Raw genomic sequence first — 23487 nt, 5'->3', positions numbered from 1 at the left:
TCCGTGTACCCCAATCGCTTATCAGCCACGATCGTCTTGAACACAAGGGAAGAGACAGGCCGGGTCTTCCTTGCGAAGACCCGGGCCTGCCTCACATTCTGGGGCCATTTCAGTGGGGGTAGCCTTGGGGCCCGTGGTGGGCCCCGGATGGCCCTTGATTCTGGTATCCCTGGGGCTGCCCGCCACCCTGGTACGGATTTCCCATCCCTCCGGAGCTGGGCGGGAATGGGTGAGCGTTTTTCGCGGCCTTGAGGGTCTGAAGTGCTTGGACTACCGCCAGAGCGATGACGGCAATCGATGCGATCAGTAGGAGGATCAGTCCCCAGCCCATCCCAGCCTGCACCAGGCCAACCACGTTGACACTCTGGACATTTGAGGCGACCACGATCGAGATGATCAGATTGACTAATCCTAGTCCGGCCACCACGAACATCGGCCAGGTCAGCTGCTTCACCGCGGGCACGAAAGCCACCGCCCCTGCCACAGCGATGATGCCGATGCTGAGTAAGAGAGCGGTCACCCCCCATCCGTCGCTCTGCAGGCCGGTGGCTGACTGTTCTCTTCCAAAAGCTTTGGCCACCGCCCACGGCCCGCTGCTGCCCACCAGCGCCAGTGCTCCTGCGCCCATGGTGGCGATGGCGAGCACGGGTGACGTCTTGGGCTCAGACAGCTGAGCCCCGCCACCCGATCCGTAGAACGTTGGCTGGGGTCCGTTGTTCCACCCTTGTGGCGCATTCGGGCCATATCCCTGTGGCTGGTTCGGGCCGTAGCTCTGTGGAGGCGGCTGGGACATCTTGGGTCTTTCTCTGAAGAAGTTCTCGAAGACCTTACTTTGCCCGCCCATCAGAGGCGTCAGCAAGCCCTAGCCACGACCTGGCCCACCAGCATGGCTGGTTCGCCTCGAAGACGCAGGGGATGCCCTGGCGTTGACGACGCCAGAGCATCCCGCCGCTGAGACATCAGTGACTTAGCAGACCGGTTTCCCGCGATCTACCAGATTTTCTGGCCCTGAGCGTCGCTAAGTGCGAGAATTGCAGAATGCATGCGTTCCCGGCATCAGCGACGAGGTCGGCCTCGTCAAGTTCCCCGCGTCCGCTGTCAGTAGTGGACCTGTTCCGCGTTGGCATCGGCCCTTCGTCCTCCCACACGGTGGGCCCGATGCGCGCTGGAGTCGCTTTCATAGCGGACCTGGCCACTTTGCCACAGGGCAGCGACGTCCAGCACATCACCGTCGACCTATTCGGTTCCCTGGGTGCGACGGGACGTGGCCACAGCACTGACCGGGCGGTGCTCCTCGGTCTTGGAGGCCACTCCCCCGAGTCGGTCTCGATCCAGACGGTCGAGTCCCTGCTGCCGGCTCTGGCTTCCTCGGGACAGCTGCCGGTGGCAGGAGTCGGGCCGGTCCAGTTCGACATGGCCTCTGACATGCGCTTCGTGCCACGCACTGTGCTGCCCTACCACGTGAACGCCTTGACTATCACGGCCAGCGACGCCGCTGATGAGCCGCTATTGCAACGCACCTACTACTCCATCGGCGGCGGGTTCGTCATGGAACAGACCAACGACGATACGCAGTCCCCCGAGGTGCGTCCGCTGGACCGGGCAGTCACCGACAGAACGGCCCCCGGTTCCACGCTCCCCCACCCGTTCGGTGCCAGTTCAGAGCTGCTGGCTGCCTGCGATGCCTCGGGGCTGTCCATCGCCCAGCTGGTTCGTGAGAATGAGCTGGCGATGCGTCCCGAGGAAGAGGTGGAAGCTTACCTGGATCTGATCGCCAACACGATGTTCGACTGCATCGATGCAGGTCTGCAGGAACAGGGGATATTGCCCGGTGGCCTCAACGTGCTGCGACGCGCTGGTTCACTGGCTGCGCGGTTACGTGAGCGTGAGGCCTGCCAGCCGCGCGATCTCCACGGCAGCATGGAATGGGCTGCCACTCACGCGGATCCTATGAGGGCGATGGACTGGGTCAATCTTTACGCACTGGCCGTCAACGAGGAGAATGCCGCAGGCCATCGTGTGGTGACCGCCCCCACGAACGGAGCAGCTGGCGTGATTCCCGCTGTCCTGGGATTTCTGACGGCATACTGCCCGGAGTCAGGTCTGCCCTTTGGACGCTTCATGCCCTTAGACCAGGAAGGTCATTTCCCCTTCCGTCTGGCTGCCTCGGATACGGAGGAGAACGCGGCAAAGAGACGCCGCGCAGTGCATGGCTTCCTCCTGACAGCCGCCGCCGTCGGCTCTCTCATCAAGACGAACGCCTCCATAGCCGGCGCGGAGGTCGGCTGCCAGGGTGAGGTCGGCTCGGCCTCTGCGATGGCAGCGGCTGGACTGGCGCAGGCGCTCGGCGGGACGCCCCGTCAGGTGGAGAACGCAGCCGAGATAGCCATGGAGCATTCTCTGGGGCTCACCTGCGACCCGGTGGCTGGCCTGGTACAAATTCCTTGCATCGAGCGAAACGCCATCGCCGCCAGCAAGGCAATCAACGCGGCGCGCATGGCCATGTGGGGGGATGGACGGCACACGGTAAGCCTCGACGTCGTGATAGAGACGATGCGCCAGACGGGGAAGGACATGCTCTCGAAGTACAAGGAGACTTCGGAAGGCGGATTGGCGGTCAATGTCGTCGAATGCTGACCGCCTCCTGCCCCGCTCGGAAGCTCATGCCGTCTCAGCGCTGCAAAGCTGCGGTTGACGCCCATCGTTTAATTGTCTCTGACAAGGGGTGAATGATAGGACGCATGACGTATCAGCAACCTGCGCAGCCGTCCCCTGCCGACCAGGCCCCCACGGGAATGAAACGGCTGGTTCCAGGGCTGGGCGTGTGCCTGGCCGCGGCTGGTGCCGCCTACGGCATCAACTTACTGCTTCCCGGCATCAGTCCCCTGATCATCACGATAGTGGCGGGGATGTTCGTGACCAATGTCCTCCGGCTCCCGGAGATCACCTCCCCCGGCGTCGATTTCTCGGCAAAGAAGCTGCTGCGTGCAGGCATCATATTCTTGGGGCTTCAGCTCTCCCTCACCAATATCGCCGGCCTGGGGGCACCGATGCTGCTGGTGGTTGTGTGCATTGTCGCCGGCGGGCTGCTTGGGACGCTCCTGCTGGGGCGGCTTCTGCGGGTCCCACCGAATCTTTCGCTGCTCGTCGCATGCGGATTCTCGATCTGTGGGGCCGCTGCTGTGGCTGGTGCGGCCGGGGTGACGGATCCAGACGACAGGGCTGAGGAGGACACCATCACCGCGGTGGCCCTGGTGGTGATCTTTGGTACTTCGATGATCCTCCTCGTCCCTCTCCTGGTGAGCCTGTTCGGGCTGGATGTCGTGACGGCTGGGAAATGGGCGGGCGGCTCGACCCATGAGATCGCCCAGGTGGTGGCGATCGGGGGTGTGATCGGCGGTGGGGCGCTGGCAGTCGCAGTCGTTGTGAAACTGGCTCGCGTTCTGTTGCTGGCTCCCGTGATCGCTGTCCTGAGCATCCGTCAACGCCATCTTCAGCGTGCGACCGATGCGCCAGGACAGCAGACTTCTCGTTCTAAACTTCCCCCGATCGTGCCTCCGTTCATCCTCGGTTTCCTGGCGATGGTGCTGCTCCGCTCCTTTATTCCACTGCCGAAGACGGTGCTGGACGCAGGCAGCGCGCTGCAAACCGTGCTGTTGGCGGCCGCCATGTTCGCACTGGGCTGCGGCGTCAGAATCAGGAGTCTCCTGAAAGTCGGCATCCGTCCCTTCGGTCTGGCGGCACTCTCGACCCTGCTTGTGGCAGCGATAGCGTTCCTCGGGATTCTGCTGGTCAACTGATTTCCCCGGCGACACACAAGCAGTTATTCCCCATTACCTGGCGCTTGGAGAACATGCATGACTGGTCCTCAACGTATCCTCATGGTCAATCTACCATTTGCAGGCCACACTTTTCCGACGCTTGAACTCGCACGCTCATTCACAGAAGCTGGCCATCAGGTTGGCTATGTACACTCCCCAGATTGGCAGGAGCGCATTGAAGCAACAGGCGCCCATTTCATCGCCTACGACGATTATCCTAGCACTCTGCGGCCCCCTCAGCGAGACATTCACTCCTGGCAAGCGGCTTTCAAGACACTGATGCGGATCGGCAGCGGCTATGACTGCTTGATCTACGAAGCACTTTTCTTCCCAGGAAAGGCAGCAGCCGATCGCATCGGAATTCCATCCTTTCGCATCTTCTCCACATTTGCCCTCAATGATCACATACTCAAAGAGCTCGGAAGAACGGGGGGCTGGTATCTGACAAGCATCTTCCGCTTCCCCAGGCTATCCTCATTAGCCTTCAGGTCTCTCAGTAAAAAATTTAAATTGAGATACCCCACAATCCCAGAAGAGATCACGCGAAACACACCCGAGTTAAATTTCTCGTACACCACAAGAAAATTCCAGGTGAATGCAGAGGATTTTGATCCAAAGAAATACGTATTTGTCGGGTCCTCAATTGGTCGGCGGACCGACTCTCCCTTAGGCCTACCCCTGCCAGGAGAGCCCGTCATCTATATCTCGATGGGGACACTCCTCAACAAATCACCACACATATTTAGGCTATGCCTGAAGGCATTTCAATACGCCCCTATCAATGTAGTGATGGCCACTGGGAGCACAGTTTCCCCAAGCATACTCAAAGACCTTCCTGACAATTTCGCTATCCGCCCCTTCGTCCCTCAATTGGACGTACTAGCCACAGCGGATCTCTTCATAACTCACGCCGGGATGAACAGCGTCAATGAAGCGATTTACTACGGCGTTCCCATGGTGGCGATACCTATAGGGAATGATCAACCCATGGTAGCCAGACGGCTGGAAGACCTACATCTCGGCCGGCAACTCAAAAAGCGCGGGCTCACTACCAAGAAGCTGAGGGACACCGCCTACGAAGTCATGAAAGATCGACGAACCGCGGAAGGACTAGCTCTCGCACGCCAAGAAGCCCATGCCGCAGGCGGCAATACGGTCATCGTAGAGAAGATTATCAATAGGCTCTGCAAGCTGACTTCTGGTCAATGAGATTCATTGGAGAGATACATGAGAACATAATCCTGCCGAGGCTGTTAGGGAAGCACCTGGATCAGCAGCTGGCCGCTGCCTCCAGGGCCAGGGAGAGCGCGGTGTGGTGGGAGTCGACTCCAAAGCCACGCACGTCGTAGTCATTCTCGGCGAGAGTATCGGCGGTGAATAAGAATTGGGCAAACCGCACGCTGTGAAACTGGGCGATGGCGGCTAGGGCAGCGCACTCCATCTCGACGGCGATGCAGCCAAGCTGCCTGCGTTGCTCGGCCAAGTCCCGGGTTTCGCGGAAGAACCCATCGGTGGTCCAGACAGGCGCGACCAGGGTGCTAAAACCAGCTGATCGGGCCACCTGGACGCAGGTTGTGGTCAGTTCCGGGTCGGTCTGAACCCAGTGACCGGCTGGAAGGTAGTGGTAGGACGTTCCCTCGTCACGTAGCGCCTTGTTCGGCAACACGAACTCCCCCTCGGCCAAAGGCTTGAGCGCGCCACACGACCCGACAGCAATCAGCGAAGTGGCCCCGGCACGGATCATGCGTTCGGCAACCAGGGCAGCTGCGGGAGCGCCGATCGGCATCGGCGCAATCCGTACCCTATTCGTCCCCCTGACCGCCTCAAAGATCGGATACTCAATGGTGACGAACGGCACTGTCCCCACCCTATTGACCTGCCACCCCTCGACCTTCTCGATCACCTCTTCAGACAGGAAGGCCAGCACCGCGACATCAGGCCCGCCGGTTCCAGCATCCGCGAGCATCTGTTCTGAGGTCAGGTCATGCGGGTCGTCGTCGAAGTCGAGGATGGGGACTGCGCCTAGATTCAGCATGCCCTCATCATGCCAAGAGCGCCTGAAAATCGCCTACCAGAAGCCCAACCCAGAAACAGGGACTATTGAGCACACGCAAGCCCCCGGTCAGGAATGTCCTGCGAGAAATGAGTTCATCCGTGCTGCATCTGGGTAGGACGCCTGTGCTCCGCGCCTCGTGGCGGCGAAGGCCCCGACGCCGGCCGCGTAGCGTGCCGCAGCAACCAGCGATGCACCGGCAGCAAGCTGCTGAAGCACAGCTCCCATGAAGGCATCACCGCAGCCGGTGGTATCGACGGTCTCGACCGAGATGGCAGGAATGTCCACCGGTGGGCTGTCATCCTCGATGACGGTGGCGCCGGCCTCGCCGCGCGTGATGATCGTACGTGCGACACGATGTTCACCAAGCTGGGCAGCCTCGTGTTCGTTGACCAGCAGGATGTCGGTGTTGTCCAAGAGCTCTCCTGGGACCGCTTGGTAGGGAGAGAGATTGGTCAGGACCGTCGCTCCGGCCTGCTTGGCCATTACGGCCGCCCGCATGACTGTCTTCACCGGGATCTCGAGGCACAAGCCAACCCCGGATGCCCCAACAAACATGCCGGCCGTCACATCGGCCGGGGAGAGTGCGCCGTTGGCTCCCGGGGACACGACGATGATGTTCTCCCCCGTCTCATCCACGAGGATGACCGCCGTGCCAGTGGGAAGCCCCGTTTTGATCTCAACCTGCGATGTATCAACCCCTGCCCTGGTCAGGGACCGCAGCAGCAGGTCGCCGTTGCTGTCGTCCCCGACCGCTCCGATCATCCGGACCTTCCCTCCCAAACGGGCGGCGGCGACTGCCTGGTTCGCGCCCTTGCCACCAGGCAGGACAGTGAGATCACCGCCAGACACGGTCTCGCCAGGCTGCGGGAACCTTGCGGTCTGCACCGTCAAGTCGGCATTGAGCGATCCGACGATGACGATTGATCCCGGTTCACGCTCTCTCACCATCAGAACGCCCCGGAAGTGACCACTACGCCGAGAACCATCGCTCCAGTGTACTTGGCAGCACCCCGACTCCCCCCCAGGAGGAATAAACCGCACCGACGGGCTCCCGCCCCAGCCATCTCAGCAACGTCGGCTGAACCGCCGAAGGCGTCGCGCCGCTCGTTAGAGGCCGAGGTTTGCCGCCTCGACGTTACTCCGTCTGCGCGCACTCAGAGGAACAAGAGCGAGAGCTGGGGAGGATGCGAAGAGTTATGCGATGAGAGACGACAACAACACGGAACAGGTCGACGGGGATGTGACAGCGGCTGGCCATATCACTAGTTGCCAAGTAATATGGTGGCTAATGAGTAACGCGATTGGTATCAAGCAAGAGCTTCTGCTGTCCAGGCTCGGTGGTGGCGAGGCCGCCCGACTGGTGATGACGATCCTCACCACAGCGCGACGGATCGATGCGAGCTGCGCGGAACTGCTCACCCGGCATGACTTGTCGGAGGGACGGCTTGCGGCACTCTTGGCGGTGTCCGCCGAGCCAGGGGTCACCCCTCGCGCTTTGGGCGACCGGCTCGAAGTAACCTCCGCCACGGTGACTGGGCTACTGGATCGACTTGAACGCGATGGATTAATCGAACGTCAGCCTCACGTGAGCGACCGGCGCACCCACACACTCACGACAACGAGGGCCGGCGAACAGCTCATCAGCGAACTCGTGCCGGTCTACGCCGACTGGCTACACCAGCTTGGCGCCGGAATCGGCCCCGCCGAGCGCAACTGTACGGCTCTGGTACTGGCAGCCGTGCAACAGAACCTCGCTGTCGGAGTTCCAGGATGAGCGAACGCGGAGCGCGCAGTCGCGCCGACATCGACAGCACCCACTTGGATGCCCTCAACACGGGCACCACGTTTACGCGCACGCTCACCGAAGCTCTCGCCATTGACCATACGATTCTGCTCCTAGCGGTATTCCCCGACGCAGACGACGAACTGCGCGCCATAGCCGCCGAGACACAGAAACTCGGCATTCTGAAACGCATGACATGCATCGGCGCGGCCTTGGCTGATCGCCTCGGCACAGCAGAGGTTCAGCGCCTCGCAGCTCATACCTCCGATACCGTGCGCGGATGGGCATGTTTTCTCCTCGCAGCTCGCGCCACGGCTGGCCCCGCTGTGCTGCTCAGTCAGCTCCGCGACCTCGCAGATGACGAGCACTTCGCCGTCCGCGAATGGGTATGGATGGCCGCACGCCCGACACTCACCAATGACCTCAATACCAGCATCGACACACTCGCTGGCTGGACGGGTGACCCCTCTGAACGGATACGCAGGTTCGCCAGCGAAGCACTGCGTCCGCGCGGCGTCTGGGCGGCACACATTCCAGCCCTGAAACAGCAACCGGAACGTGGCGAGCAGATCCTGTACCCACTGCGCGCCGACCCATCACGATACGTGCAGGACTCGGTAGCCAACTGGATCAACGACGCCGCGAAAACGCGCCCCGACTGGGCTATCGAACTATGCGACCGATGGGCCACTGAAAGCGATAACGCCGCTACCACTCGCATTGTGAAACGCGCCCTGCGATCCGTCGACCATAACTCTGTTCATTAGACCCAGAAAGGCCTCCTTATGTCAGTTATCGAAATCATCCAGTTCACAACGCACCCCGGCACTACCTCCGAGGCCCTGCAGCAGGCATTGGGGTTGCTCGACCGTGAACTCGAAAACATCGGAGGGTTCCAGAACCGCACCCTCTACCAAGACGCTGCCGCGGAAAACGGCTGGCTGCTTGATTACCGCTGGGAAACACTCACAAAGGCCCAGGAGTCAATGAGCAAGGTTGCAGCAACCGATGCGTTCGCCCAGGTCATGGCGCTCATAGCTGATCCACAATCGATGAGCATGAGCTATGGAACACCTGCATAAAGACAAGCTACCGAAAACCTTCTTCGCAGCAAAAAGCAGAAATCATCACCAACACCGTCAAACCTCAGGGCATTATTCATGGCTTTAGAAAACTGGACTTTGACAAGGGGGTCACTTCCTCATAAGGCGCTCGCGAATAACCCCTCAGACATATTGAGATTTATTCAGCAATGTGATCAAGTCTCTATCAACCTAGTGATGACGAGGTGAAATACCGGAATGAGTGGCTCCCAAATAACCTTCATTAGAGCAGAATAAGTTTTTTGTTAAAACTATTGAAAAATGAGATTTTTAGGCTGCCGTAGCTCGCATTTAACAAAATCTAGATGTTTCCCTGATTTTCAGGCCCATGGGGCAGGGGTTTGGTGTACCCGGGACGGCAGGTTTTGTTTTAAGAGGGCTACGGCTTGGTTGATCCTATTGCTGGCTGACGTGGTTAGGGATGCGGTATCCTAGTGCCGCGTAGAGTCTTTTGCTTGTAATGTAAATCAATCCAAGCGGTCCACAGAGTTCACAGCGAAAACCCAGCTGTACCGCTAAAACAACCCTCCCCGGGACTCATCCCGAGGGTAAAACCACCAACCACAACGCTGATGGTTCGTGTACGAGCTTGATGGTGGAGCTAAGGGGATTCGAACCCCTGACCTCTTCCATGCCATGGAAGCGCGCTACCAACTGCGCCATAGCCCCGAGAGCTGCTTCAGCCTAGCGGATATCCTTCCCGTTTGGCAAAGCAGCCTTGGCTGCTGGTTTCAGGGCCGCCGCTATGGTCTCCATGGCGGCATCATCGTGGGCGGCAGAGAGGAACCAGGCCTCGAAGGCCGAGGGCGGCAGCGCCACTCCCCCGTCGAGCATCGCGTGGAAGAAGCGCCCATAAGCTGCGACGTCCTGGTCCTGCGCGTCGGCGTAGTTGACGACCAGCTCCTCGCGGAAGAATACGGAGAATAGGTTCCCGGCGGTCTGGATGACGTGCGGCACCCCCGCCTCGGTCAGTGCATCGGCGACCAGCTTCTGCAGTTCAGCGGAGCGGGCGTCCACCCTGTCGTAGACTTCCGGCTTTGCCAAGTCAAGAGTCGCGATCCCGGCCGCCGTGGCGAGCGGGTTCCCGGAGAGGGTACCCGCCTGGTAGACGGGCCCGATCGGCGCCAGCAGGTCCATGACCTCCTTGCGGCCAGCGACAGCGGCCAGAGGCATGCCGCCACCGACCACCTTGCCGAAGGTGATCAGGTCAGGCGTCCACCGCGGCACCTCAGTGCCGGCCTCAAACCCCCACCAGCCCGATGGCCCGACGCGGAAGCCGGTGAGGACCTCGTCGAGGATCATCAACGCCCCGTGCTCGGCGGTTAGGCGGCAGATCTCGGCGTTGAAGCCCTCGGCAGGGGTGACCACTCCCATGTTCGCGGGCGCCGCCTCCGTGATGACCGCGGCGATCTGGCCGCCAGCCTGATCGAAAAGCTCCCGCAGGGCCTCGAAATCGTTGTAGGGCAGGACGACGGTGTCGGCGGCAGCGGCAGCCGTCACCCCCGCGCTTCCCGGCAGCCCCTGGGTCGCCACACCCGAACCGGCCGCCGCCAGCAGCGCATCCGAATGGCCGTGGTAGCAGCCTGCGAACTTGACGATCTTGTCGCGACCCGTCGCGCCACGCGCAATCCGCACCGCCGTCATGGTGGCCTCGGTACCGGTGGAGACCAGCCGCACGTGCTCCGCCGCGGGCACCCGGGCGCAGATCCGCTCGGCAAGCTCCACCTCAGCGCCCGTGGGGGCCCCGAAGCTGAGCCCTAGTGCGGCCGCTTCCTGGACTGCGGCGACGACCCCAGGATGGGCATGACCGAGCAGTGCCGGACCCCAGGAGCACACGAGGTCCACATAGGACCTGCCGTCGACATCGGTCACCTGGCAGCCAGACGCCTGCCGAATGAAACGCGGTGTTCCCCCCACTGATGCGTAGGCGCGCACAGGCGAGTTGACCCCACCTGGGATCGTCTCGCAGGCCCGTTCCATCCATTCCCGGTTCAGTCCAGCCACTGCGCAACCTCCAAAGCCCAATACGTCAGCACCACGTCGGCACCCGAGCGAACGATACTCGTGACCGACTCCTCAATGGCAGCACGCCGGTCGATCCAGCCTCGTTCCGCCGCCGCCTCGATCATGGCGTATTCCCCCGAGACCTGGTAGGCCGCCACCGGCACTTTCGAGATGGCCGCCACGTCGGAGAGCACGTCGAGGTAGTGGCTGGCGGGTTTGATCATCACCATGTCCGCCCCCTCAGCTAGATCCAGCAGCGCCTCCTTGAGGCCCTCGCGCCGGTTGGCCGGGTCCTGTTGGTAGGTGCGGCGATCCCCTTGGAGTGAAGACCCGACAGCCTCCCGGAATGGCCCGTAGAAAGCGGACGCATATTTGGCCGAGTAGGCCAGGATCGCAACCTCCTCGAAGCCCGCCGCGTCCAGCCCGGCCCGGATCACCTGGACCTGGCCGTCCATCATCCCTGACGGCGCCACGACGTGGGATCCGGCACGGGCCTGCGCCACCGCCTGCTGCGCGTAGGCCTCGCAGGTCTGGTCGTTGAGCACCCAGCCGTCCTCAGTCAGGAAACCACAGTGCCCGTGACTGGTGAACTCGTCGAGGCACACATCCGACATGATGACCAGGTCATCCCCGACGGCTTCCCGGCACGCGGCTATGCCCCGCTGCAGAATGCCATCAGCAGCCCAGGCCTGCGTACCCCTGGGGTCTTTGCCCGCATCATCGGGCACCCCGAACAGCATGATCCCGCCCAGTCCTTTCTGGGCGGCCGCCCGGGCGACGTCGCCGATCTGGCCGACGGCGTACCGCCGGACACCAGGCATTGAGCTAATGTCAGCGGGGGTCTCACCGACGAAAGCAGGCAGGACGAGCTGCGCCGGCCGGGGCCGAGTCTGACGAACCAGCCTCCTCATCGCGGCGGTGGTGCGTAGCCTGCGTGGACGCTCGATCATGCATTTCCCTTCCCAACCAACTCAACAGCGGCCCTGGCAACCGTATCGGCATCGGGAGCCGGCGAGACGCTGGCCGCCACTCCCAGCTCATTCAATACCTTCGCCGTCGGCTGCCCGATGGCGAGCACCCGGGTTTTCTCCGGCCACCCCATGTGCTCATCGATCACCCGGGCCACGGAACCCGCGGTGACCACGACTGCCGAGAACTCCCCCGCCCGCCAGGCTGCAACGAGGCCGGCGGGCACCTCCGCGGCCTCCATCGCGTAGACCGGGAAGACGCCGACCTTCCAGCCCAGTCTCTGGAGGCCGTCGGGGAGGTCCTGCTTCGACAGTGCCGAGCCGGGGATCACCACCTTGCCGGGTCCCTCCGGGAACTCCTCAACGAGCCCCATCCCACTGGCTTGTGCTGGAATCAGGTCCACGGCATACCCAGCGGACTCCAAGGCAGCTGCGGTTGCCTTGCCGACAGCAGCTATCCGCCCAGGCAGCCGGGCCCCCAGCCTCTGCAGGATCTCGACGGTGCGCGCTGAGGTGACGACCGACCAGGCAGCCTGCCCGAGATCGACCTCGTTCACCAGAGCGACAGGTGTCTGCACTGGGAAGGCGGTGACCTCCAGCCCGCAAGATGCCAAGGCCTCGGAAAGTGCTCCGGGTTCACGGGGAAGGAAGATCTTGCGTCCCCTAACCCCGGGCCATAGGTCGGCATCGTCATGGAACTCGGCAAGCCTGGAGGCTCGAGAGGCATTCAGCTGGGTCACGCTGGCAGCACCTGCCTCCAGCAGCCGGGTAGCCGCACGCTCCCCAGCACCGGCTGTCAGCGGCACCTCTGTCCGCGCATCACAGGCTCCATCGGCGGAATACACCCCAGCCAGCAGTTTCCCATCTGCTCCAAGGGCCGCTATCGGCGCAGCACATCCGCCGCCCAGGACAGCCAGCACCGCCCTCTCCTCTGCAACCGCAAGTCTCGTGCCAGCGTCGTCCAAGACCTCGAGGGCGGCGATCAGGGAATCGTCATCCGCACGGCATTCCACCGCGAGCGCACCCTGGCCGGGGGCAGGCAGGATGGGCAGCTCCTCGGTGATACGGCCAGCCAACCCCAGACGGCGCAGCCCGGCGGCTGCCAGCACCACCGCATCCAAGTCACCAGGGGCCACCCGGGCCAGGCGGGTGTCGATATTGCCCCGGATGTCGACGAAAACCAGGTCCGGGCGCAAGGCCCGCAGCTGTGCCACGCGCCGCGGTGATCCGGTACCCACCCGGGTCCCGGCCGGCAGGGCCTTCAAAGTCAGGCCGTCGCGGGAACACAGCGCGTCATACGGCGACTCCCGCTCCGGTATGGCCGCGACCAGCAGCCCGGGCACCGTCTCAACCGGGAGGTCCTTCAAGGAGTGAACGGCCAGGTCCACCTCGCCCCTGAGCAGCGCGGACCGCAGCTCGGCTGCGAACACCCCGAGCCCCGAGACCGTGGTCAGCGACCCGCGTTCATGATCACCACGGGTGCGGATGGTGACGACCTCCACCTCGTGTCCGTGAGACCTCAGCCTGTCAGCGACCCAGGACGACTGGGTGAGGGCGAGGGTGGACGCACGTGTTCCCAGCTTCATGCGGCAGCCTCCAGTCCAGATGCGATTGAGGCCTCGATCCCATTGCCCGAGACCCAGGCCCCAGCGACCCGGATATTCTCCGGCAGTGCCTCCCGGAGCCTGTCCTGCTCGGCGGTAGGCAACGGCCGGGGCACCGCTGGCCAGCGCATCACGGCGAAGTTGCGGACCCGTGGGTCGTCCCGCCCGAGTAGCAAGGCCGCATCGGCGAGGGCCTGGTCACGGCTGGGGTTCGCATCGGGCGCGTAGTTGAGACGGATCAGGTCCACCCCGCCTCGGCTCCACGGCCATTTCTCTGAGTAGTGGGTGAGCGACCGCGCACTGAGCCCCGGAATGGGCTGCCCGAGCATCACACCTGACCCCGCCGGCGTCCCTGCTGGCGCGACGGGCTCCAGCGCAAGGACCGCACTGACTGAGACCCCCGTGGCAGGCGCCGGGACAACAACCCCGATTCTCCTCAACAGTTGGGTTGCGGGACGGGCGGGGCAGGCCAGCACCAGGCGATCGGCCTCCAGCCGGTCTCCACCGGCAACTACTGTGCCGTCCCGGCCAATCCGGGTGACACGAGCGCCGCACTGGATCGTGCCGCCGTGCGCACGGATATCCGAAACCAAAGCGTCAACCAAGCGGATCAGGCCCCCGACCGGCTGGGCAACAGCCGACCGGCTCCCACGAGCCACGGCAACTTTCGTGTACAGCGAGCCGGGTCCCCTCAGCGCCGGGGCGAACTGCGCCAGCTGCATCTGCCCGGGCTCCATCCGGTAGACGGTCCGGGTAACGGGAGCGACCAGCCGTTCGGTGACGGCCCGCCCGAGACGCGCCGTCACCAGCTCCCCCAGGGTCAAGGCATCGATGCCCACGCCATCATCGAGACCCGGCTCGGCCAGTGCAGTCGCGAGCTCTTCCCTCGTCAGGGCAGCCGCCAGGGCAGGGTCCTGCGGGCTGGCGGGAATGCCGAGAACGCCATCGGCTCCGGGCCAGGACTCGGCGGCCGACCAGCGGATACGAGGCCCCCCGGAAGGAGCGGCCACATCGATTCCAAGCGTGGTACACAGCTCATCGGCCACTCCGAGCCGCCTGGCATACGCCTCAGCTCCGCCGTCGATCACCTTCCCAGCGATCTCCAGCGGCGCCACCATGCCACCCACCCGGTCCGCGGCCTCCAGCACGGTCACCTCAGCTCCGGAGCGGGCAAGCCGGTGCGCAGCGGCCAGTCCCGCCACCCCGGCCCCGACGACCACGGCCCTCACAGCTCGTGCACCAGTGCGACTAGGTCGGTGAGGACTGCTGGGTCAGTCCTGGGTGGTACACCGTGCCCGAGATTGACCACGTGGGCGGGAGCCGCCCGGCCACGATCCACCACATCCCTAGTGTGACTCTCAAGACTGTCCCACCCCGCGGCCAGCTGCGCCGGGTCGATGTTGCCCTGCAGCACCATGCCGGGCAGGCGTCGCACTGCCTCGTCCAGAGGCGTGAGGTAGTCGATTCCGACGGCCTCGCATCCGCAGGCCGCCATGGACTCCAGCAGGTGCCCGGTGCCGGTGCCGAAATGAATCCGCGGCACGGAGACAGCTTCCAAGGCCAGCCTAGAATAGGGTGCGGCGTGGGTGATGTAGTCGGGACGGCGAAGAGCCCCGGCCCACGAGTCGAACAACTGCACTGCGCGGGCTCCCCCGGCTACCTGTAGGCGCAGGAACTCGCCTGAAAGCTTGGCACACCATGTCAGTAGTCGGTTCCAGGCGCCGGGTTCGGCATGCATGAAGGCTCGCGCCGCCAGGTGATCCCGGGAGCCACGCCCCTCCACCAGGTAGGCGGCCAGGGTGAAAGGACCACCTGCGAACCCGATCACGGGCACTCCCTCCCCCAGCTCGGCGACGGCCAGGGAAACAGCCTGTTGCACCGCTGAGCCGTCGGAGATCTGATGCCCGGTGACCCTGTCAACGTCAGCGACGCTGTTCACCGGCTCGGCGAAGACCGGCCCAACGCCCGATGTGATCGTCACCTCAATCCCCGCGAGCACCAGGGGAACCATGATGTCCGAGAAGAACACCGCGGCATCGACGCCGTGACGCCGCACCGGCTGGCAGGTTATCTCCGCAGCCAGCTCAGGATTGAGGCAGGCCTCCAGCATGGCGACCCCCTGTCTCGCATCGCGATACTCTGGTAGCGACCGCCCGGCCTGGCGCATGAACCACACCGGGAGTTGCTCTGGCCGACGGCCACCAAGGGCAGCGAGGAGAGCAGGCTGATCGCTTCTTGTCATGCCTGAATTCTGCCCCATCGCCAGAAATCTGGTTCACTGGAACCACTGTGAATCTTCGCATCCTGTCCGTGACACACGACCTCCATGGTCTGACCGAGGTCCAGCGCGTATCTCAACATGCGGACACTATGTCCGCTTTACTGAGACATACCGCAGGAGTCGAGGGGTTGATCACCCTGGCCACCTGCAACCGGCTTGAGTTCATCATCGACTCGCCTAAGGTCCCCGAAGCACATCTGCGACTGCGTCTGGCGCGCGAGCTCCCCTCCCCCCCCAACTGGGGCGTCTACGAGAACGAGGACGCGCTCACCCACCTCTTCCGGGTGGCCGCCGGCCTGGAGTCAATGGTCGTCGGTGAGCGGGAGATCACAGGTCAGCTACGACGTGCTCTCAAGGAGGCTCAGGCATCCGGAGCCACCTCAGGCACCCTCACGAGCGCCATCAACGCCGCTCTGCGCACCTCCCGCCGGGTGAGCGCTGAGACCCGGCTGCAGGAGTCAGGTCGCTCGGTGGTGAGCGTCGGTCTCGACATGACGGGAATCACGGACTGGTCAGCGCAGCAGGTGCTGCTGGTGGGCACCGGCTCCTATGCGGGCGCAGCCGTCGCGGCGCTGCGAGAGCGTGGTGCCGGGACCATCGTGGTCCATTCGGCTTCCGGACGCGCAGCGGGGTTTGCGGAACGTCACGCCATCTGCCACACGTCGAAGCTGGAGTCAGCCCTCGCCAAGGCCACCCTGGTGGTGACCTGTCGCGGTTCCGCAACTCCCGTGGTCACCCCGGCACATCTCGAGGGCACCAGCCCGACCGTGTTGCTCGATCTCTCGCTGCAACCCGACGTGGACCCTGCCGTCGCGACCCTCCCGGGAATCACCCTTCTCGACCTGGCTGCAATCCAGGCAGCGATCTCACCGACATGGGCCGCCGACTCTGCTCACGCTGAGCGGGTCGTGGCGGAGGGCGTCAACGAACTCTCGAATCGTCTCGCCTCCCGCGCCGCGGATCCTGCGGTCGCCTCACTGCGCGCCACGATGCTGAGGATCGTCGACGAGGAGGTGGAACGGCTGCCACAAGGCCGTCCGTTGACTGTCGAGGACTGTGCGCTCGCACTGCGGCGCCTGACGACGAAACTGCTGCACACCCCCTCCACTCGGGCCCGGGATGCCGCCGCCGAAGGCAGGATCGCCGACTACCTGGCTGCCATGGAAGAGCTGTACGGCATCGAAACTCGCCATGACCTCAACGCGCCAAGCCATCGCCGCTGTCCGGTGACAGGGCTTAGTTTCGCGGATCTCGCAGCCGAGCCCACGGAGGCCATATGACCGATGCCCTGAGCCCGTATTCGGCCGTGTTGCTGGCGTCATATGGCGGCCCACGCTCACCAGAGGACGTGTTACCGTTCATGCGCAACGCAACCGCGGGGCGTGGTGTGCCAGATGAGCGGCTGCTTGAGGTCTCGCAGCACTACCAGCTGTTCGGCGGCCGCTCCCCCATCAATGAACAGAACGAGGCGCTCCGCGATGCGTTGGCTGCGGAACTGGAGCGACGCGGCTGTGCCCGCCCCGTCACGATCGGGAACCGGAACTGGACCCCGTTTTTCACCGACACCGTCGCAGAGCTGCGCCGGAACCGGCATCACAAGGTGGTTGCGGTGGCGACCGCAGCGTATTCCTGTTATTCGGCCTGCCGTCAATACCGGGAGGATCTTGACGCCGCCATGCGACAGGTGCCGGGTATTGCCATTGACAAGGTGGGACCCTACGCGGAGCGTGATGGCTTCGTATCAGCCAACGTGGACGCGCTGGTGCAGGCAGTACAGACGCTGCGTTCGCGCATCGGTGACGGAAGGCTGAAGGTGCTTTTCGTCACCCACTCCATTCCGACCGCCATGAATGCGGCCTCCGCCGATGGCTCCCCGGCAGCCCGGTACGATGCCCAGCACATCCGGGTGGCCTCCCGGACCGCCGATGCTGCGCAGGTGCGGCTGGGGGAGCATCTCGACTGGGAGCTCACCTACTGCTCCCGGTCTGGGAATCCCCGTATCCCCTGGCTCGAGCCCGACATCAACGATCGCATCACCGAGATCAAGGGAGTGGCCGGCGTGGTGGCTGCACCAATCGGTTTCATCAGCGACCACATGGAAGTGGCCTATGACCTGGACACCCAGGCAAGCGAGTCAGCGGCTGAGGCTGGTTTCGACTACGAACGGGCCGCAACCGCAGGCGTGCATCCCGACTTCGTCGCCACGCTGGCTGACCTGCTGATCGAGCAAGCCGCTGTGGCGCGGGGCGAGCGTGCTCTCCCCGATCATCCTTGCCTCACGGAGTCAGTACGTTGCTGCCTCCCTCACCCGCAGAAGGAGCAAACCCATGTCCCATCCGCATCAAGCGCACACTGATCCCCGCGACCACCTGCTTTCCCCCGAGGAAGTGCACGCCAGCCCGCACTATGTGATGTACTCGGTGTTCCGCACCGCGGTTCCCCTAACCAGCCCAGACACCGAAGCCGCTGAGGAAGCGGTGTTGGAGACCGGCGTGACGATCCGGGGCTGGTATGACATCGGTGGATTCCGCGCTGACGCAGACCTGATGCTGTGGGCTCTGGCCGAGGATGCGCGCCCACTGCAGGCCGCATATCACGCGCTCCGGCGTTCCGAGCTGGGCCAGAGCCTGGATCCCGTGTGGTCGTGTATAGGGGTGCATCGCCCAGCCGAGTTCAACCGCGGCCACACACCCGCCTGTTTCTCGGGTGTCGCACCCCGGCCCTGGGCATGTGTCTACCCCTTCGTGCGCAGCTACGACTGGTATTGCATGGAAGACGAGCGCCGCTCCAGGATGCTGGCTGAACACGGCCGCATGGGTCGTGAATACCCGGATGTGCCGGGCTCCACCACCTCGGCTTTCGCCCTGAACGACTACGAATGGCTGCTGGCCTTCGAGGCCGACGAGCTGCATCGCCTCACCGACGCCATGCGTCACCAGCGCGGCTCGGAGGCCCGGCTGCATGTGCGCGAGGAGATCCCGTTCTTCACAGGTCCCAGAATCGATCTAAAGGAGTGGGCGGCCCGACAGCCTCAGGAGTGAGCAGAGTCCGGCGTCGAAAACTGTCACGGCGGGCAGGACCCAGGGTGGTCCTGCCCGCCGTTTCTATGCTCAGCCCTCGATGACCTCACGGAGAAGACGGTAGATCTCCGGTGAGGAGTAGTTGTTGGTCGTGCCTGCGACCTTCACCCCGGCCCTCTCCAGGACTTTCACCGCTGATTCACCGATCGCGAACACCAGCACGTCAGGATTCCAGCCGAGCAGGCGCCCAACCGCGATCGCATTCGAGCCCGACGTCACGATGACCACATCGAAGGCCCCCTCCTGCCACATCTCGACGATGTCGGCGGGTGCCTCGGACAGCAGCTGCATGGTGTAGACGGGGATCAGCTGTGCCTTCCAGCCCTTCGCCTGAAGTCCTGCGATAAATCCCGGGGCTAGTAGCGCGGAGCCAGGCACCAGGACCTCTCCATTCCCCTCGGGCCAGATGTCGAGGAGCGCGGAGACACCCGCCGCACCCTCAGGTACCAGGTCCACGTGGTATCCCATCTCGTGGAGAGCATCCGCCGTGCCGCTGCCGATGGCCGCGATCTTCGCCCCCTTGGGTAAGGTCCAGCCAAGTTCCCGGACGCTCTCAACGGCTCGCACCGAGGTGAAGGCGATCCAGTCCGCGCCCTCCAGGGTCGAGCTGACAGCAAGCACCTCCAGACGCTGCAGCATCACGGACGTCACGTCCAGGCCCTTTTCACGCAGCCCCCGGGCAATCCGGCCCTCCTCGCGGGGAACGAGGATCCTCGCCTTGGCGAGCTCCGTGATGCGGCGTCCCTCCTCGGTCTCCGACTCGCCGCCGGTCGATGTGGAGACACGACCAAGCTCCTCAGCTCCCTTGGAGCGCAGGTAGGCAGCCGCTCTTCGGGCGGTGCGGACGGCGTGATACTCAGAGGTGGGCATGCCCATCTGGACCATCAGGCCCTTGGAGCCGTCGCTGGGCACCACCGCCACGATCAGCGACAGGACCCCATCCCGCCTGGCCTTCGCCGCCACCGAGACGGCGTCGCTGACGTCGAGAGCCGCATACGCGGCCCGCTCGGCCATCACACACACCCGCGTGTCCGGGTGGTCGAGCTCCTGCAGGATGCTGACGAGCTCGGTGTCCTCACTGCGGCATTCCAGGCCAGTGGCCCCCAGCCCCGCGGCGGGGAGGATGTCCAGGTACTCGGTCACAGCATCGAGGCGCCCGACGGCCTCGAAGTCGGCTGCACCGGCCACCACCGCAGCGATCTCTCCCGTTCCCACTTTGTCCAGCAGCTCGATGAGCTGTCCGGGAGTTCGCTCGACGAACTCGAGATCCGGATTGATGGCATGCAACTGTGAGCGGCGCAGGTTGGAGCGTGTCGCAACGACTGTTCCCTTGGGGAGCTGATCCAGGGTCAGACCGTCACGAGCCACCAGCGCATCGCGCTGGTCGCCACGTTTCAGAATCGCCGCGAAGGTCAGTCCCGGCATGTCCTGTTTGGGGATCCGGTGCATGCGGTGGACCACGAGGTCGAAGTCACCACGCATCAGACCGAGGCGGAGTTGTCCGACCGTCTCAGAGTCGCCAGCTGCCGGGATGTGGACGATCTCCACATCGTGTCCCATCTCCCGGAGAGTGTCGGCGACAGCGTGCGAACGGGCAACGTCCACCACAGAGTTCTTTGTGCCAAGGCTGATCTTCAATTCGTCCATCCTCACTGATATAGCGACCAAGACTGCATCATCGTCGGGGCCCAGCCTAGCGATCCGCAGGCAGAAAAGTCGCCGTCAGGATGGATTCGCGCGCGTCACCCAGTCAACCAGCGATGGTCTCTCCCCTCAGGCGAACTTCGATGGCAGACCCACGACGTAGCTGTTGATCTCACCGCCGCCGAAGTTGGTGGCGAAGATGATCCGGCTGAGATCACGGGAAACACTGGCCTGGGGTTCGAGAAAATAGGTGTCGCCCTCGACCTGTTCACCATTGGCACGTATGTGGGCGACGTTCAAAGCCCTGCCCCCAGGCACGAGTTCCAGCAGCCACACTTTCCGGTACTCGGGACGAAGTGTCTGCGCCGGAGACTGCGAGCCATGACTGGCGGTGTCCCCATAAGTCGAGATGACCGCCCAACCGGGGACATCAAAGGCCTGCCCACTAATATGCGTCGCATAGGCCTCGCCGTCAGCTGGGTAGAGGGTGTGTAGGTCATTGCGCTCCCCTGTCGCGATGTCGATGGCGGCGATCTGCCCCTTCGCATAGTCGGCAACCACGAGCAGATCCTTGCCGTCAGGCCCGAAGGCCAGGTCAGAGTGTTCCGAGGCATCGATAAGCTGGCGTGGCTGCTTAAGGTCAGGCCCATAGGCTACGGTGCCTCCCTCCCCGGCGAGCCAGGAGGAAACCACATAGTTGCCGCTGGGAGCGGTGGAAATGTGATCAGGGAATGCGCCCGGGACTGGGAAACCCGTTGCCTCCAAGGTGCCGATGATGGCCTTGGACTCCAGGTCCAGGGTGATAAGTCCATAGCAGGTGTTACGCTGCGCCCCAGCGTCGTAGGAGGTCGCCATGAGCCCCAAGATCTTGCCGTCGGCGCTGAGGGTCCCCTCCCCCTTGGTCCAGAAGGCCGTCGCCTGCGGCCAGGGAGTCTGGCCGGTGAAGTCGAAGGCCTGTTCCTTGGTCTCAGATTCCACATCGAGCAGCCACCAGACCAGGCCCCCATTGCGTTCGGTGAAATACAGGCGGGATGGTTGCGTGGGGTGCCAGAGAGGCTCACAGTCACCAACCAGGTCGGAGAGCCTTCTCAGATGCGCCCAGTCCGAGGCGTTGTAGAGATGCCAGGCTCCAGCCCCGTCCTGGGCCAGGTAGCGGCTGTTGTCGGCATTGAACGCTTGCCGGCGGGAGTACTCGTGACGCAGGTGCCCGCCACCGCCCTCGGCAACTGCGGTGGCGCGGTAGAGCCGGGTCGAATAGGCGGGATCGATCACAGCATCGGACATGCCTGCGGCCCGCTCCGGACGGCTGAGGGTCTCGATCGAGTCGGCGGACAGGGGCGAGAGTCGGAAACCGGGGTCATAGAAGGCATCGAAGGGATTGCTACCGGTGGCCGCACCCACCGGTGATGCTGTGCCAGATGCTGTGGGTGCCGGCTGGGGGTCCGCGGCACAGCCAGCCAGCATCCCCAGGGCTCCGGCCCCGAGTAGGGTGCGGCGGGAAAACCGGGCGTAGTTCATCGATTCCTCCTAGACCTCGATTTCTCGGTCCTCCCCTCGCCACCAGCAGACTGGTGTCGGTCGAGATAGTACTAGCATCTCCCTCAGGATGGGTTGATCCGCCTGTAGCGTGAAAGCGAAGCCGGTCAGGAAGGTCCACAGATGATTACCCTCAACAATGGCGTCAAGATGCCCCCGCTGGGCATGGGTGTGTTCCGGATGACCGAGGACGAGGTGCGTTCCGCGCTCCCAGCCGCGCTTGAGGCCGGTTACCGGCTGATCGATACGGCTGCTCTCTACGGCAATGAGCGGGCCGTCGGTGAGGTGATCGCTGCATCGGGGATACCACGAGACGAGTTGTTCGTGACCACCAAGGCCTGGTACCGGGATTTCGGGTATGACGCGGTGATGCGGGCCTTCGAGAATTCACTGGGCAGGCTCGGCCTAGGCCACGTGGACCTGTATCTGCTGCACCAGCCGTTCAACGACTACTACGGCGCGTGGCGGGCCCTGGAGAATCTGTACAAGCAGGGCGCCGTCCACGCGATCGGTGTCTCGAATTTTCCGCCAGAGCGCTACCTCGACCTGGTCATACACAACCAGGTCGTCCCCGCTGTGAACCAGTGCGAGGTTCATCCCCTGTACCAAAGGCAGGACCTACTGGAGATCACCAAAGGCCATGGCACGGTCCTGCAGGCCTGGGCCCCGCTGGCCCAGGGACGTGCGGAGGTTCACGACGAGCCAGTCCTCCACGAGATTGCGCAGCGGCATGGGAAGTCGGTGGCACAGATCATGCTCCGCTGGCTGCTGCAACGCGGCATCCCGCTGGTGGTCAAGAGCACTCACGCATCACGGCTCCGGGAGAACCGCGACCTCTGTGACATCGAGTTAACCGATGAGGAGATGTCGGCTGTCTCAGCCCTCGATAGGCATCGACCCAATGCGGGCATGACCCATCAGGATCCACGCCTGCTGGAGTATCTGCACAGCAAATACCGGAACTGATGTCTTAAGGTCCCGGCCAGGTTCTCAGGATGCGGGGACCGGACGGTACATCGTCACGGGGTAGCCGGACTCGACCATGTGGAGTGGCTCCCGAACCGTGAAACCGAACCGCTCGTAGAGCCGCTGACTGGCCGGCGTGGTGGCTTCCAGGTAACTGGGCAGGCCAGCGGAGTCGACCGCCTCGAGCCGGTGACGCAGCAGCATGGTCCCGGCTCCCAGGCCGCGCGCCTTTTCCCCGACGGCGATGTCAACCAGGTACCAGTGAGGCTCCCCGGGGCGGCTCCGGGCGAAGATGTCCAGAAGCTTGATGGTCTGCGGCAGATGCCGTAACCCGACTGCTGAGATCGCACGAGGAAGCTCACGTAACTTCGCCCAGCTGGGTACCTTGTGGTCGGGAGACTCCCAGGCTGCCGCGCCGACCATACGATCGTCCTGCTCGCTGTATGCCAGATCGACGGCCCCTCCGGCCATCGCTCCGGTGCGCAACTCTGCCAAGAACATCCTGGTCAGACGTCGCAGGCGATCCCGCTGTCCTGGGATCATCGCAGCGATCACCGGGTCGTCGTGAAAGGCCTTGGCGAAGAGCCGGGCCACTACGGGAAGGTCTTTCTCCTCCCCCTGGACAACGGTGATGCTCATGC

The 23487-nt window shown here is 63.7% G+C and carries 20 protein-coding genes, 1 tRNA gene and 2 pseudogenes; 10 read left to right on the top strand and 13 right to left on the bottom strand.

The window, feature by feature from the left end; genetic code table 11:
• Positions 1–109 precede the first annotated feature (109 nt).
• Entirely contained in the window at positions 110–646 is a 537-nt protein-coding gene (locus SK1NUM_RS06595; RefSeq protein WP_212326901.1) for a hypothetical protein, read from the bottom strand.
• 392 nt (positions 647–1038) lie between these two features.
• On the opposite strand from SK1NUM_RS06595, the gene SK1NUM_RS06590 reads away from it, so the two are divergent.
• The 3 genes from SK1NUM_RS06590 to SK1NUM_RS06580 all read left to right on the top strand — a co-directional run bounded on the left by SK1NUM_RS06590 (position 1039) and on the right by SK1NUM_RS06580 (position 5030).
• Complete coding sequence (locus SK1NUM_RS06590; RefSeq protein ID WP_212326899.1) at positions 1039–2637, top strand: L-serine ammonia-lyase, iron-sulfur-dependent, subunit alpha; 1599 nt, start codon at positions 1039–1041, stop codon at positions 2635–2637.
• 104 nt (positions 2638–2741) lie between these two features.
• Positions 2742–3800 carry a YeiH family protein gene (locus SK1NUM_RS06585; RefSeq protein ID WP_212326897.1) on the top strand — a complete coding sequence of 353 codons (1059 nt, stop codon included), beginning with the start codon at positions 2742–2744 and terminating at the stop codon, positions 3798–3800.
• Between the two features lie 57 nt (positions 3801–3857).
• Positions 3858–5030: a macrolide family glycosyltransferase gene (locus SK1NUM_RS06580; protein WP_212326894.1), complete on the top strand. Its 1173-nt coding sequence runs from the start codon at positions 3858–3860 to the stop codon at positions 5028–5030.
• A 61-nt stretch (positions 5031–5091) separates the two neighbouring features.
• Here SK1NUM_RS06580 and SK1NUM_RS06575 read toward each other — a convergent pair whose 3' ends face one another.
• Positions 5092–5856, bottom strand: coding sequence for a nucleoside phosphorylase (locus tag SK1NUM_RS06575; RefSeq protein ID WP_212326893.1), 765 nt, complete (start codon positions 5854–5856; stop codon positions 5092–5094).
• An 87-nt stretch (positions 5857–5943) separates the two neighbouring features.
• Positions 5944–6825 (bottom strand): ribokinase, encoded by an 882-nt coding sequence (locus tag SK1NUM_RS06570; RefSeq protein ID WP_212326891.1) that lies wholly within the window; start codon positions 6823–6825, stop codon positions 5944–5946.
• A 340-nt stretch (positions 6826–7165) separates the two neighbouring features.
• Here SK1NUM_RS06570 and SK1NUM_RS06565 point away from each other — a divergent pair, with 340 nt between their 5' ends.
• Genes SK1NUM_RS06565 through SK1NUM_RS06555 form a run of 3 tightly spaced genes read left to right on the top strand, consistent with a single transcriptional unit; the run spans position 7166 to position 8742 of the window.
• Positions 7166–7651 (top strand): MarR family winged helix-turn-helix transcriptional regulator, encoded by a 486-nt coding sequence (locus tag SK1NUM_RS06565; protein ID WP_212326889.1) that lies wholly within the window; start codon positions 7166–7168, stop codon positions 7649–7651.
• The gene (locus tag SK1NUM_RS06560) at positions 7648–8427 is read left to right on the top strand and encodes a HEAT repeat domain-containing protein (protein WP_212326887.1); all 780 of its coding nucleotides are present in this window, start codon (positions 7648–7650) and stop codon (positions 8425–8427) included. The genes SK1NUM_RS06565 and SK1NUM_RS06560 overlap by 4 nt, the downstream gene beginning before the upstream one ends.
• 18 nt (positions 8428–8445) lie before the next feature.
• Positions 8446–8742, top strand: a complete 297-nt coding sequence (locus tag SK1NUM_RS06555; RefSeq protein ID WP_212326885.1) for an antibiotic biosynthesis monooxygenase — start codon at positions 8446–8448, stop codon at positions 8740–8742.
• A gap of 614 nt (positions 8743–9356) precedes the next feature.
• Here SK1NUM_RS06555 and SK1NUM_RS06550 read toward each other — a convergent pair.
• From SK1NUM_RS06550 to hemE, 7 genes and pseudogenes are all read right to left on the bottom strand, one after another.
• Positions 9357–9432, bottom strand: a tRNA-Ala gene (locus tag SK1NUM_RS06550).
• 15 nt (positions 9433–9447) lie between these two features.
• The gene (hemL, locus tag SK1NUM_RS06545; RefSeq protein WP_212327558.1) at positions 9448–10743 is read right to left on the bottom strand and encodes a glutamate-1-semialdehyde 2,1-aminomutase; all 1296 of its coding nucleotides are present in this window, start codon (positions 10741–10743) and stop codon (positions 9448–9450) included.
• Positions 10744–10754: 11 nt separating this feature from the next.
• Positions 10755–11678 (bottom strand): porphobilinogen synthase, encoded by a 924-nt coding sequence (hemB, locus tag SK1NUM_RS06540; protein ID WP_244980212.1) that lies wholly within the window; start codon positions 11676–11678, stop codon positions 10755–10757.
• 35 nt (positions 11679–11713) lie between these two features.
• A pseudogene (locus SK1NUM_RS06535) lies at positions 11714–12352 on the bottom strand (uroporphyrinogen-III synthase); the annotation flags it as partial.
• Positions 12353–12442: 90 nt separating this feature from the next.
• Positions 12443–13321, bottom strand: a pseudogene (gene hemC, locus SK1NUM_RS06530) (hydroxymethylbilane synthase); the annotation flags it as partial.
• Positions 13318–14568: a protoporphyrinogen/coproporphyrinogen oxidase gene (locus SK1NUM_RS06525; protein WP_212326867.1), complete on the bottom strand. Its 1251-nt coding sequence runs from the start codon at positions 14566–14568 to the stop codon at positions 13318–13320. The gene SK1NUM_RS06525 and the pseudogene hemC, both read right to left, overlap by 4 nt.
• Positions 14565–15581: a uroporphyrinogen decarboxylase gene (gene hemE / locus SK1NUM_RS06520; protein ID WP_212326858.1), complete on the bottom strand. Its 1017-nt coding sequence runs from the start codon at positions 15579–15581 to the stop codon at positions 14565–14567. Before hemE ends, SK1NUM_RS06525 begins: the two co-directional genes overlap by 4 nt.
• 47 nt (positions 15582–15628) lie before the next feature.
• On the opposite strand from hemE, the gene SK1NUM_RS06515 reads away from it, so the two are divergent.
• Genes SK1NUM_RS06515 through hemQ form a run of 3 tightly spaced genes read left to right on the top strand, consistent with a single transcriptional unit; the run spans position 15629 to position 18661 of the window.
• Entirely contained in the window at positions 15629–16900 is a 1272-nt protein-coding gene (locus SK1NUM_RS06515) for a glutamyl-tRNA reductase (protein ID WP_212326856.1), read from the top strand.
• Positions 16897–17976, top strand: a complete 1080-nt coding sequence (locus SK1NUM_RS06510; RefSeq protein ID WP_212326854.1) for a ferrochelatase — start codon at positions 16897–16899, stop codon at positions 17974–17976. The genes SK1NUM_RS06515 and SK1NUM_RS06510 overlap by 4 nt, the downstream gene beginning before the upstream one ends.
• Positions 17948–18661, top strand: a complete 714-nt coding sequence (gene hemQ, locus SK1NUM_RS06505; RefSeq protein WP_212326846.1) for a hydrogen peroxide-dependent heme synthase — start codon at positions 17948–17950, stop codon at positions 18659–18661. The genes SK1NUM_RS06510 and hemQ overlap by 29 nt, the downstream gene beginning before the upstream one ends.
• A 69-nt stretch (positions 18662–18730) precedes the next feature.
• On the opposite strand, the gene SK1NUM_RS06500 is transcribed toward hemQ, so the two are convergent.
• The gene (locus SK1NUM_RS06500) at positions 18731–20338 is read right to left on the bottom strand and encodes a uroporphyrinogen-III synthase (RefSeq protein WP_212326844.1); all 1608 of its coding nucleotides are present in this window, start codon (positions 20336–20338) and stop codon (positions 18731–18733) included.
• Positions 20339–20473: 135 nt separating this feature from the next.
• Positions 20474–21862 (bottom strand): SMP-30/gluconolactonase/LRE family protein, encoded by a 1389-nt coding sequence (locus SK1NUM_RS06495; RefSeq protein WP_212326837.1) that lies wholly within the window; start codon positions 21860–21862, stop codon positions 20474–20476.
• Positions 21863–22003: 141 nt separating this feature from the next.
• On the opposite strand from SK1NUM_RS06495, the gene SK1NUM_RS06490 reads away from it, so the two are divergent.
• Positions 22004–22846 carry an aldo/keto reductase gene (locus SK1NUM_RS06490; RefSeq protein WP_212326835.1) on the top strand — a complete coding sequence of 281 codons (843 nt, stop codon included), beginning with the start codon at positions 22004–22006 and terminating at the stop codon, positions 22844–22846.
• Positions 22847–22870: 24 nt separating this feature from the next.
• On the opposite strand, the gene SK1NUM_RS06485 is transcribed toward SK1NUM_RS06490, so the two are convergent.
• Positions 22871–23485: a GNAT family N-acetyltransferase gene (locus tag SK1NUM_RS06485; RefSeq protein WP_212326833.1), complete on the bottom strand. Its 615-nt coding sequence runs from the start codon at positions 23483–23485 to the stop codon at positions 22871–22873.
• Positions 23486–23487 lie beyond the last annotated feature (2 nt).

The organism is Arachnia rubra (genome assembly GCF_019973735.1).
Lineage (GTDB): Bacteria > Actinomycetota > Actinomycetes > Propionibacteriales > Propionibacteriaceae > Arachnia > Arachnia rubra.
This window is presented reverse-complemented; position numbering and strand designations above follow the sequence as displayed.